This is a genomic window from Ruegeria sp. CDSA193 (assembly GCF_059611885.1).
This window is the reverse complement of sequence record NZ_JBXWPN010000003.1, coordinates 111,315-123,465: the sequence shown is the minus strand read 5'-3', so window position 1 is coordinate 123,465 and position 12,151 is coordinate 111,315. Positions and strand designations below refer to the sequence as shown.

The window sequence follows — 12,151 nt, the reverse complement described above, 5'->3', positions numbered from 1 at the left end:
CCCTGCACGACCGTAGAATTCTAATTGAGACTTTAAGCAGGGTTGAATTTGCGCATCAACCCATCCAAAGAAGTGGAAAGCATTTAGAGGAGGGCAGGGTGAGCACAGCAGATTTACACCCATTGGCCACGGGGCACATTCCGTCTTACGTGACCCAGGCGGATGGCAGCGATTTTCTTTTGACGGTCATGTTCATTTTCACGGTTGTGGTGATCATCCTGATCGGCGTTGGCTATTTCACCCTGCATTCGATCCCCGAAAAGCTCGCGCATGAATCCAACCACCCGCAGTTTCAGCTTGTGGGAATTCTTGCGCTGCTGGCTTTGTTCACTCATAACGGATTGTTCTGGATTGCAGCCATTCTGGTCGCCGGATTCCAGTTTCCCGACATAGGTGCGCCCTTGCGTGCCATTGCCGATGCGATCCGATCTTTGGCGCCGCAACCGCCTGCTGATCCCGATCCCGTTCCATCCCCCGAACCCGTCGCGCAGCAGGAGCAATAGGACATGCTTGAAACACTGATGTGCGCGCTGGTTACAGTGCTGCCTGATTATCTGTTCCGCCGCTTTGTGCAGGGAAAACGTATCGGGCACGAGATCACATTATTCACCATGTGGTACGAGCTGCGCTGGGGTCTGACAACCTGTGCCATTATGGCGCTGACCGTGATCACCACTCTGTTCTATTTTCACCCGGCCAGCAAAACTGCGGCCTCGTATTTCCGCACGGTGACGATCCTGCCGCAACTGGGTGGGCGAGTGTCCGAGGTCTATGTCTCCAACAACCAACAGGTCGTTGCTGGGCAGCCAATCTTCCGGATCGAGGACTTTACTCAGACTGCAATGGTTGAGGCAGCGCATGCGCAGATCGCGCAAGTTCAGGCATCACTGAAAGTTGCGGAGACCGATCTGGCCGAGGCCGCCGCCGGGATCGCGGGCGCAAAAGCGGCGCTGGATCAGGCGCTAGAGGACTTGCAACGCAATACGACCCTGCGGGACGAAGGGTCAAGCGCCGTCCGCCTGGCCGAGATTGACCGGCTGGAAAACCTTGTCGCTGAACGAGAGGCCAAGCTGGTTGCGGCTGAATCGCAACGCGCTGCCGTCGTACAGCAAATCGAAGAGCTGATCCCGGCCCAACTGGCCAGCGCCAATGCGAACCTGGATGCTGCTTTGACCGAGCTGGACAAGACTGTGATCAACGCGGGTGTGACGGGGAGGATCGAACAGTTCGGCTTGCAGGTTGGCGATTACGTCAGTCCTCTGCTACGTCCAGCAGGTATTCTTGTGCCGTCAAATTCCGGGCATGACCGCTTTCAGGCTGCGTTCAATCAGATGTCGGCGCAGGTTATCAAGCCCGGCATGGTCGGAGAGCTGGGCTGCATGACCAAGCCGTTCACGGTTATTCCGGTTGTGGTGGTCGAAGTTCAGGATGTGATCCCATCGGGACAAATTCGCCCGTCAGACGAGCTGAGAGACGTGCAGTCCAACAAGGTGCCGGGCTCGATCCTGGTTTATTTTGAACCGCTTTATAAGGGCATGGCGGATGATATCCCGCCCGGCAGCAACTGTCTGGCGAATGTCTACACCGATAACCACGAGCGGCTGGAGCATGAAGATTTGGGCTTTTGGCACTCTGCTTTCCTGCATGTGGTCGACACGATCGGCGTGGTTCATGCGGCGGGTCTGCGCCTGCGTTTGATCCTGATGCCGGTGAACACGCTGGTTCTGACCGGGCATTAACGGCCCTTACTTAGATCAGAATTTGCCGTTGTCATTCTTCCACTCGCTACGGGGCGCTATGGTTTCCATAGTGCCCCACTGCTCGACGATCACTCCGTCTGCGACCCGAAACAGATCATAAAAGCTGGTATGTTTTCCGTGACTGGCACCTTCGCTCATGCACAGGACGAAATTCCCTTCTGCCAGCACACGATGGACGCGGTGATACTGAACGATCAACTCCGCGTCTGATCTAGCTTCAAGCACCATGCGATAGGCGTCGATGCCGTCAACACCATCGGGATCGTGTTGTATCAGGTTCGCATCAACAAACGCCTTCATCCGCTCGGTTTTCCGGTCTATCAGGACCGTTTGCGAGAAGTTGTCGACCAATTCCCGGTTCTGTTCGGTTCTGTCAATATCCGTGATTTCAGTTGGCCCATCAAGCATGCCGCGTCCCGAAGCGTTTGGGCCGCGCAGGGGCTGAATGTTATCCCAGTGCTCAACAGCTTTGCTGTCTTCAAACCGAAAGACCTCGAACGCGGCCTTAACTTCGGCAAAATCATATTCGTTATGGGCAAAAGCGAATTCGCCATCTTCAAAAACGCGAACAAATTTAACCTTGGGATTTGTTTTCGACAGGCGGGCAAACAACGTGGCCAGCCCCTCGCTGCCTTCATGGGTCTGGGGATTGTGCTGGATGTATTTTTCTTCGTTGACGACGGTTGCGGCCTCGGCATCCCCGGTTTCGATACCTTTCAACAGTTTCTGCAGCAATTCGCGTTTTGAATTCATCTGGTCCTCGTTGATCGGTAGAGCCGCGGATCAATGTGCTTGGCGCTGGTTTCGGGCTATCGAAGATCAAGAGTGGCATAAAACAGGTGGCAAAATCAAAAAAGGCCCGCACATGGCGGGCCTTTCTGCGTTATCCTGTGCCGCCTTACTGCGGAATCTCACCTTCCAAGCCTTCTACATAGAAGTTCATGCCGGCCAGTGTACCGTCGTCTGCGGTCTCGCCTTCGGCCAGCCAGTCACTACCGTCCTGCTTTTTCAGCGGTCCGGTGAAGGGGTGGTATTCACCCGCGGCCATGGCCGCTTTCAGCGCCAGTGCCTCTTCTTTGACGTCAGCGGGAACCGCGTCCGAGATTTCGCCGATTGCTACCATGCCTTCGCGGATGCCATCCCATGTATTGGCGCTTTCCCATGTGCCATCCATGACGGCCTGGGTCCGTGCAATATAGTAGGGCGCCCAGTCATCGATGATCGACGAGACGCGCGGGTACGGAGCGTATTCGCTCATGTCCGAGGCCTGGCCGAAAGTGATGACGTTGCCCGCCTCTTGCGCAGCTGCTTGCGGTGCGGTCGAGTCGGTGTGCTGCAGGATCACGTCCGCGCCCTGTTCGATCAGAACAGTGGCGGCATCTGCTTCTTTCGCCGGATCGAACCAAGTGTAGGCCCAGATGATCTTGAACTCGACATCCGGGTTGACCTTCTTGGCGTGGATATAGGCCGAGTTGATTCCGCGGACCACTTCGGGGATCGGATAGGACCCGATATAGCCAACAATGTTCGACTTGGTCATCTTGCCCGCGATATGGCCCTGTACCGCACGACCTTCATAGAAACGTGCCGAATAAACCGAAACGTTGTCGGCTGTTTTATAGCCGGTCGCGTGTTCGAACTTCACGTTCGGGAATTTCTTGGCCACGTTGATGGTCGGATCCATGTATCCGAACGAGGTGGTAAAGATCAGGTCTGCACCTTCCAGCGCCATCTGGGTCATCACCCGCTCTGCATCCGGGCCTTCGGGCACGGATTCAACAAACACGGTTTCGACTTTGTCGCCGAACTCTTCCTCAACCGCCAGACGGCCCTTGTTATGTTCATAGGTCCAGCCGCCGTCGCCCACCGGGCCGACAAATACAAAGCCGACCTTGGTTTTGTCTTCGGCTATGGCAGTAGTTGCCAAACCCAGCGCCATGGCGGCGCTTGCCAGAAATGTAGTAATTTTCATGTGTTACTCCCCAAGTTGGTTCAGTTGTCCCCGTCTAATGCGAGGCATGGAATATCCGGCCGAGTGAGGCAGGTGCGCTGCTTTTGTCGGCGGAAAGGATCACAAGCACAAGGATCGTGATGATGTAGGGCGACATTGCCAGATACTCGACCGGGATGGCAACGCCCGCTGCCTGCAAATTCAGCTGCAACACGGTGATACCGCCGAACAAATAGGCACCCAGCAGGGCGCGCCATGGCTTCCAACTGGCGAAGACGACCAAGGCCAGGGCGATCCAGCCGACACCGGCTGTCATGCCCTCGGTCCACTGTGGCACCCGGATCAAGCTGATATAGGCCCCACCCAGCCCGGCACAGGCACCGCCGAACAGGATCGCCATGATGCGGATCTTGATCACCTTATAGCCAAGCGCATGCGCCGCATCGTGGTTTTCACCTACCGCGCGCAGGATCAGTCCGACGCGAGTGTATTTAAGCGTAGCCCAGACGGCCGCTGTCAAAGCGATGCCGACATAAAGGATCGGGTCATGCTGAAACAGGATCGGGCCGATCACCGGAATATCGCTGATCACCGGGATATGGATATCGCCCATGCTGGGGGGTTTGACACCCACATAGCTTTGACCGAGCAGGGCGCTGAACCCTAAACCAAACAGAGTCAGCGCCAGGCCGCTGGCAACCTGATTGGCCAGCGCCACCTGCGTCAGCAGCACAAACAGCAGGGACAGTACTGCACCGCCTATGGCGGCGGCGGCAAAGCCCAGCCAGGGCGACCCAGTCTCGACCGAGATCGCAAAGCCGCTGATCGCGCCAACGATCATCATGCCCTCTACGCCAAGGTTCAGAACTCCTGCTTTTTCGACGACCAATTCACCGATCGCGGCCAGAAGCAGGGGGGTTGCAGCCACCATAAGTGACGCGACCAGAAGTACGGGATTAATCTCACCAAGGTCCATGATTACGCCACCTCGCTACGGGCCGCACGGATGCGGTAGTTGGTCAAAAGGTCGAAGGCCAGCAGGAAGAACAGCAGCATCCCCTGGAATACTTGAATGGCCGCGGCAGGAAGACCCATTTGGGACTGCGCAATTTCACCACCGATATAGGTCAACGCCATTAGACCACCGGCTAGCAGGATGCCCACCGGATGCAGTCGACCCAGAAAGGCCACGATGATCGCGGTAAAGCCATAGCCGACGTTAAAGTCGATGCTGACAACACCCGAGGGGCCCGAGACTTCGAACATCCCCGCCAGCCCGGCCAGTGCGCCTGACAGGCCAAGACAGAACAGGATCAGTCGTGCTGGGTTTACCCCGGCGAATTTGGCTGCGCGCGGGGCCTCACCCGTCAGGCGGATGTGAAAGCCCAGCATGTGCCGGTTCAGCAGGATATAGGAAAAGATCACGGCTATCAGTGCGGTCACAACGCCCCAATGCATCCCCGAACCTGCGATCAGCTCGGCATTATGCGCACTCTCATAGGATTGCAGATTGCGTGAACCCGGAAAACCGAACCCTTCGGGGTTTTTCAGCAGTCCCAGCGAGACCGAGGCCATCATCTGTTCAGCCACATAGACCAGCATCAGCGAGACCAGAATTTCATTGGTGCCAAAGCGCACCTTCAGAAAGGCCGGAATAGAGGCCCAGAGCCAACCGCCAAGCGCACCTGCCATCACCATGATCGGAAAGACATACCAGGCATCCAGCGGGTAAAAGGCCAGCCCGGCCCCCGCACCAAAGATGGCGCCCATGATATACTGACCCTCGGCGCCGATGTTCCAGATACCGGCGCGGAAGCCTAACGACAGGCCAATCGCAATCAGCACCAACGGCGCGCCCTTCACCAACAGCTGCGGGCGGTAATAAAAGGCGAATTCACCGAACAGAGGCTCCCAGAAAATGGTGCCGATGGCCTGAACCGGGTTTTTACCCAGGACGGCAAACAATATGCCGCCAAACAGCATCGTCGCCAGTACCGCCACAAGCGGGGTCGCATAAGACCACGCCTTGGACGGCTGTGGCCGTTTCTCCAATACAATCATCTGCTCACACCCCCGTCGTCATATTTTGTTTTGCATCAGACATGGGCTACCTCCATGCCATGTGCACCACCCATCATCAGGCCGATCTCATCCACGGTCAGACCCGTGGTTGTGCGTGGCGCGCTGAGCCTGCCTTCGTTCAGGGCGGCAAAGCTGTCCGAGATTTCCATCAATTCGTCCAGATCCTGGCTGATGCAGACCACCGCCGTGCCCTTGGCGGCAAGGTCCAGAATGGCCTGCCGGATCGACGCAGCGGCAGCGGCGTCCACCCCCCATGTGGGTTGGTTCACGACCAGCACATCGGGGTTCTGCAATACCTCGCGCCCGATCACGAATTTCTGTAGGTTGCCGCCTGACAATGACCGGGCCGCATTCTCGGGCCCCGGCGTGCGCACATCAAAGGTGCTGATGATCTTTTCAGCAAAGCTTTTGGTTTCTGCCCATTTCAAGAACCCGTTTCTTTCCAACCCTTCGCGGACCGATCCGGTCAGCAGGGCGTTTTCGGTCAGGCTCATGTCTGGGGCGGCTGCATGTCCCAACCGCTCTTCGGGGGCGGTCAGTACGCCCAGCTTGCGCCGTGCGGTTGGGCCCAGTTTGCCAATCGGCTGGCCATCGAATTTGATCGCATCGGCAGCTGTCTGGATTTCGCCAGACAGGACACCCAGCAGTTCGTCCTGTCCGTTGCCGGCAACACCGCCAATTCCCAGCACTTCGCCCTTGCGAACTGTCATGTGGACATTCTTCAGCGCGGTGCCGAATTCAGACGGCGAGGGCACGGAAAGCCCGCTGACATCCAGCGCGACCTCGCCGAACTCGCGGCCTCCGCGCTCAGGTGTTTGCAGGGTTGAACCGACCATCAACTCGGCCATCTCCCGGGCCGAGGTTTCAGACGGAACGCATTCGCCCACATTCTTGCCCAGACGCAGGATCGTAGCGTGGTCGCATAGGGTGCGGATTTCTTCAAGCTTGTGCGAGATATACAGGATCGATGTGCCTTCAGACCGCAATTTATTCAGCGTTTCGAAAAGGATATCGACTTCTTGCGGAGTCAGAACACTGGTTGGTTCGTCCATGATCAAAAGCTTTGGATCCTGCAGAAGGCAGCGAATGATCTCAACCCGTTGGCGTTCCCCCGCAGACAGGTCGCCGACTGTACGAAAGGGGTCCAGCGGTAGGCCGTAGGTTTCCGAAACTTCCCGAATGCGCGAGGCCAGGTCGCCCATTGGCGGCGGGTTCTCCATCCCCAATGCGATGTTCTCGGCCACGTTCAGCGCGTCGAACAGCGAAAAATGCTGAAATACCATCGCGATTCCGTCAGCACGCGCGGCGCGCGGCTCGGGCGGAGCAAAGGGTTGGCCACGCAACAGCATGGTGCCGCTGTCTGGCTTCACCAAGCCATAAATCATTTTGACCAGCGTGGATTTTCCCGCGCCGTTTTCGCCCAACAGGGCATGAACTTCGCCCTCACCGATGTCAAAGGACACCTGATCATTGGCCACGACGCCGGGATAGGCTTTGGTCAGTCCTTGCAAACTTAGCAGTGGAGTGGTCACGCGCTCAGATCCTTCTTCAAATTGTTTTGCCCGATCGGGCGCAGCAGTTGTGCTGCGACGCCCACGGCAATCATCTGCGGGTGCTTGCCCAGGCCCGGGTCGCCAATCGGGCAGGTGATCCGGCTGATCCGATCGGGCGAGTGCCCCAGCGCCGCCAGCCGAGACCGGAACCGCGCCCATTTCGTAGCCGAGCCGATCAGCCCCGCAAAGCGGAAATCGTGCGAAAGCAGACGGTTGCACAATTCCAAGTCCAGATTGTGTGAATAAGTCAGCACCAGATGTTCAGCATCACGCGGCGCATGCCGAACCAGTTCCGCTGGTTTCGCGGCAGGGACGGCGGTGACTCCGTTCGGTACGGTTTCCGGAAACCGCTTGGATCCTGTATCGACCCAGGTGATTGCGAGATCGGGCAGCGGTGACAGGACATCCACCAAGGCGCGACCGACGTGACCCGCGCCCCAGACCCACAGTGCACGCGCGGGTTTGTGGACCGGCTCGACCATCCAGCCTTCGATCAGCTGTGCCTCTGGTGCAATCCCCTGTCCGCGGGCTTCGGTCAACAGGCGTTTGACCGACAGTGGCATGTCCTGGCCCGATGTTGGTCGCGCGATGATGCTGTCGTCCAGATCGTTGATGTTGTTGCGGTCATAGACCTCGCTTAGCAAGGAAACAGCGCCACCGCAGCACTGGCCCATGTCGGGGCCAAGCGCGTGATGGGTCAGGCGCGATTGGGCGGTTTGTATCCGCGCCGCTTCGGCTGCCTGAAACTCAAGTGTGCCGCCGCCGATCGTGCCGGATTGCCCGTCCTGCCAGACCAGCATTGCGGCACCAACCTCACGTGGGGACGAGCCCTTGATCCCGGCGATGACTACCCGGATCACGCGCCCATGGGTTTTGACCGCCTCCCTCAAAGTCTCAAGGTCAAATCCCATCAGTCGTCCCCCTTCATCCTTTGGACACCATGCCAGACTTCTTCTGCCGTGGCGGGGGCATCCAATGCGGGGTAGCTGTTTCCGCAGGCCGCCACCGCATTCGACAGTGCCAGCCAGGCGGATATCCCAAGCATGAATGGAGGTTCGCCTACTGCTTTCGAGCGATAGATCGTGTCCTCACGGTTTTCAGCCTCCCAAAGCGCAACGTTGAAGATGTCGGGGCGGTCGGAACAAGCCGGGATCTTGTAGGTCGATGGCGCATGGGTGCGCAGATTGCCTGTGCCATCCCAGACGAGTTCTTCGGTCGTCAACCAACCCGCGCCCTGCACATAGCCACCTTCGACCTGACCGATATCCAGCGCAGGGTTCAGCGACGCGCCCGCGTCATGCAGGATATCCGTGCGCAAGATGCGGTTCTCACCGGTTAGTGTGTCCACGGCAACTTCGGTGATCGAGGCGCCATAGGCGAAGTAGAAAAACGGACGACCTTGGCCTTTGATCCGGTCCCATTCGATCTTGGGTGTCTTATAGAAGCCGGTGGCCGAAAGGCTGATGCGGCCCTGATAGGTCAGCGCAGCCGCTTCGGCAAAGGTATAGCGTTCCTCACCAACCGATACATGACCATCCCCGAAGGTGACAGCCGACGGGTCGGCCTGATGTCGCTCGGCCAGATACTCTGCCATCCGGTCGCGGATTGTGTCACAGGCGGCTTTCACCGCCATGCCGTTGAGATCGCTTCCCGAGGATGCCGCCGTTGCCGAGGTGTTCGGCACTTTGGCCGTGTCTGTGGCGGTGATCTTCACCATCTCTAGCGGAATACCAAAGCGTGAGGCGGCAACCTGGGCCACTTTTTGAAACAGGCCCTGGCCCATCTCGGTACCGCCATGGTTCAGGTGCACGGACCCGTCCTGGTACACATGCACCAGCGCGCCGGCCTGATTCAGATGGGTCAGAGTGAAGGAAATGCCGAACTTGACCGGAGAGAAGGCGATGCCCTTTTTGATCACGCTGTTCTCGGCATTCCATTTCTGAATTGCTGCCTTGCGCGCGGCATAGTCGCTGGAATTCAACAAGGCTTCGGTCATGCCGTGAAGTTCGAAATCTTCGACTTCCATGCCATAAGGGGTGGTGTTTGGCGTATCGCCGCCATTGCGATCAGGGGCATGGTCATCGGTACCCGCCGGGGCAGCGTAATAGTTCCTGCGGCGCAGTTCGACCGGGTCCAGACCCAGCTCATGCGCGGCGTGGTCCATGACGCGTTCGATTCCAACCATACCCTGAGGGCCTCCAAACCCCCGATAGGCGGTGGCAGATTGGGTGTTGGTTTTCAGCCGGTGACTTTCGATCCGCGCATTGGGCAGCAGATACGCATTGTCGGAATGCAGCATCGCCCGGTCCGCGACGGGCAGCGACAGGTCTTGTGCCCATCCGCATATGGCATGGTGCAGAAAGGATACCCCCTGAATATGCCCATCCTGATCGAACCCGGCCCTATAGCCAATGCGAAAGGCATGCCGCTTACCGGTGATGATCATGTCGTCATCGCGGTCATAGCGCATCTTGCAGGCTGTGCCGGTTGCCCGCGCAGCCACTGCGCAGGAAACAGCCAGAGCGTTGCCCTGGCTTTCCTTGCCCCCGAACCCGCCGCCCATGCGCCGGGTTTCAACGCGCACAGCATGCATGGGAACGCCCAGAGCCTCTGCCACTTTGTGCTGAATCTCAGTCGGGTGCTGGGTTGAACTGTGGACCAGCATATCAGCACCCTCATTCGGCACCGCTAGTGCAGCCTGACCTTCCAGATAGAAATGCTCTTGCCCGCCAAGCTCAAAACTGCCTTCGATCACATGCGCCGCGCCTGCGATGGCGGCGTCTGCATCACCTTTGGTGTAGATGCGCGGGCCGTCCTCGAACCGACTGTCGGCGGCCAGCGCCTCTTCAATCGTCAGAATTGGTGTTTCTTCAGTATAGTCGATCTTGCCCAGTCGTGCAGCTTTGCGCGCGGCCAGATGGCTGGTGGCGACAACCAAAAATACGGGCTGCCCGATATAGTGGACAGAGCCGTCCGACAACAAAGGTTCATCGTGAATGGACGGTGAGACATCATTCGCAAAGGGCAGGTCTTCGGCGGTCATCACCATGACGACACCGTCGGCAGCTTTGACTGCAGACAGGTCAATCGCGGCGATTGTGCCCTTGGCGATGGGACTGAGACCAAAGGCCAGATGCAACGTGCCTTTTGGTGTTGGGATATCGTCCACATAGCGGGCCGAACCGGACACATGTAGCGGCGCGGCGTCATGAGGCAGTGGTTTTGTCACGCTCATGCCGACACCTCCAGCACATTGGTTACCTGGCCCTGATCTTCAAGGAAATAACGTTCCAGCATCGCTTTCGCCGTCTCAAGGCGGTAATGAGCCGAGGCGCGCATATCTGACATTGGCGCGTAATCCTCGGCAAACATCGTCAGAGCGGATTGAACGGTAGCAGCTGTCCATGGCTTGCCGGTCAACGAAGCTTCGACTTGAGTGGCGCGTTTCGGAACGCCCGCCATGCCGCCAAATGCGATGCGCGCCTGAGTGACGGTACCTTCTGCAACGGTAATGTTGAAACACCCACAAACGGCCGAAATATCCTGATCAAACCGCTTGCTGAGCTTGTAGCATTTCAACCGATCCGCCTGGCGCGGGAAGCTTACGGCTTCGACGAATTCTCCGGGTACGCGATCCTGTTTTCCATAGTCGATGAAGAACTCTTCCAAGGGCAGCGTTCGCCTTGTGTCACCTTTGCGCAGGTGCAGGCTGGCGCCGAGGGCAATCAGTGCAGGTGGGTTGTCACCGATTGGTGACCCATTGGCAATATTACCGCCGACGGTTGCGGCGTGCCGCACCTGTACGCTGGCATAGCGGCGGATCATTTCAGCATAAGAGGGGTGCAGATCCCCCAGCGCTTCGCCCATGCGGTTCATATCGACCATGGCACCAAGGTGAATTTCATCGTCTGTAACCGTGATCTGTTTCAGATCATCGCAACCGTTCATGAAGATTACTGTTTTCAGGTCGCGCAACTGTTTGGTGACCCAAAGGCCTACATCGGTCGCGCCAGCGACCAGGGTGGCCTCTGGGTGTTCGGCATAAATGGCGGCAAGCTCGTCCGAGGACCGCGGCAGCATAGGAGACGAGGCGGGTGCTGCGTCAGGCTTGTCCTTGACCCAGACGGGAACAGGGTGCTTTTCGGCGGCTTTGGCGGCACGGATAATCGGCACATAGCCCGTACAGCGGCACAGGTTCCCGGCCAGCTGTGTGTCGTGATCGGTTGCACCATTCGCATGCCCGGCCACCATCGACATTACAAAGCCGGGGGTGCAAAAGCCACATTGCGACCCGTGCAGATCAACCATTGCCTGCTGAACCGGGTGGGCCTTCCCGTCCGGGCTGCTGGCGCCTTCGACGGTGCGCACCGCTTTGCCGTGGAGCTGAGGCAGGAACAGAATGCAGGAGTTTAGAGCTTTGGCTCCTCCCTGATCCGTCACCATGACAGTGCAGGCACCGCAATCACCTTCGTTGCAGCCCTCTTTGGTGCCGGTCAGAGAGCGATCCTCGCGCAGCCAATCCAACAAGGTGACTGTCGGATCGACATTCGCCAACTCCACTGTCTCTCCGTTCAGAAGAAACGTGATATCCATTCGTGAAACCCGTCGCGTTACCGAATTGCGCCTCTGAATGCTCTCCTTCGATGCGACGTAGAAAGAGTGCGGGCGGATAGCTTGCCACTAGATGTTAGAAACAGCGCAGCCAATCTGGCAAGAAAAACCGCGCTTCTGATGTATCATTTCATTGGTCCGATCCTTGTGTTTCATGTGGTTTCGATGTTCATCACCTTGAAACTAAAAGGTTT

Annotated in this window: 10 protein-coding genes; 2 read left to right on the top strand and 8 right to left on the bottom strand. The window is 57.9% G+C overall.

Annotated elements, in window-relative coordinates:
* Nucleotides 1–98: 98 nt before the first annotated feature.
* Both AC2FLG_RS06080 and AC2FLG_RS06075 read left to right on the top strand, forming a co-directional pair.
* Complete coding sequence (locus AC2FLG_RS06080) at nt 99–503, top strand: hypothetical protein (protein ID WP_142638956.1); 405 nt, start codon at nt 99–101, stop codon at nt 501–503.
* Nucleotides 504–506: 3 nt separating this feature from the next.
* Nucleotides 507–1,739 carry an HlyD family secretion protein gene (locus AC2FLG_RS06075; RefSeq protein ID WP_142638954.1) on the top strand — a complete coding sequence of 411 codons (1,233 nt, stop codon included), beginning with the start codon at nt 507–509 and terminating at the stop codon, nt 1,737–1,739.
* 15 nt (nt 1,740–1,754) lie between these two features.
* Here AC2FLG_RS06075 and AC2FLG_RS06070 read toward each other — a convergent pair whose 3' ends face one another.
* The 8 genes from AC2FLG_RS06070 to xdhA all read right to left on the bottom strand — a co-directional run bounded on the left by AC2FLG_RS06070 (nt 1,755) and on the right by xdhA (nt 11,939).
* Nucleotides 1,755–2,513, bottom strand: coding sequence for a nuclear transport factor 2 family protein (locus AC2FLG_RS06070; RefSeq protein WP_496705449.1), 759 nt, complete (start codon nt 2,511–2,513; stop codon nt 1,755–1,757).
* Nucleotides 2,514–2,658: 145 nt separating this feature from the next.
* Complete coding sequence (locus tag AC2FLG_RS06065) at nt 2,659–3,732, bottom strand: BMP family ABC transporter substrate-binding protein (protein WP_281973637.1); 1,074 nt, start codon at nt 3,730–3,732, stop codon at nt 2,659–2,661.
* 34 nt (nt 3,733–3,766) lie between these two features.
* Entirely contained in the window at nt 3,767–4,687 is a 921-nt protein-coding gene (locus AC2FLG_RS06060) for an ABC transporter permease (RefSeq protein WP_496705447.1), read from the bottom strand.
* Nucleotides 4,688–4,689: 2 nt separating this feature from the next.
* On the bottom strand, nt 4,690–5,772 hold the full coding sequence (locus AC2FLG_RS06055; RefSeq protein ID WP_142638948.1) for an ABC transporter permease: 1,083 nt from the start codon (nt 5,770–5,772) through the stop codon (nt 4,690–4,692).
* Between the two features lie 35 nt (nt 5,773–5,807).
* A complete protein-coding gene (locus AC2FLG_RS06050; RefSeq protein WP_496705445.1) occupies nt 5,808–7,325 on the bottom strand; it encodes an ABC transporter ATP-binding protein in 1,518 nt (505 codons plus the stop codon).
* Nucleotides 7,322–8,257, bottom strand: a complete 936-nt coding sequence (gene xdhC / locus AC2FLG_RS06045) for a xanthine dehydrogenase accessory protein XdhC (protein WP_496701144.1) — start codon at nt 8,255–8,257, stop codon at nt 7,322–7,324. The genes AC2FLG_RS06050 and xdhC overlap by 4 nt, the downstream gene beginning before the upstream one ends.
* The gene (gene xdhB, locus AC2FLG_RS06040; protein WP_496679390.1) at nt 8,257–10,581 is read right to left on the bottom strand and encodes a xanthine dehydrogenase molybdopterin binding subunit; all 2,325 of its coding nucleotides are present in this window, start codon (nt 10,579–10,581) and stop codon (nt 8,257–8,259) included. Before xdhB ends, xdhC begins: the two co-directional genes overlap by 1 nt.
* Nucleotides 10,578–11,939: a xanthine dehydrogenase small subunit gene (xdhA, locus tag AC2FLG_RS06035; RefSeq protein ID WP_496705443.1), complete on the bottom strand. Its 1,362-nt coding sequence runs from the start codon at nt 11,937–11,939 to the stop codon at nt 10,578–10,580. The genes xdhB and xdhA overlap by 4 nt, the downstream gene beginning before the upstream one ends.
* Nucleotides 11,940–12,151 lie beyond the last annotated feature (212 nt).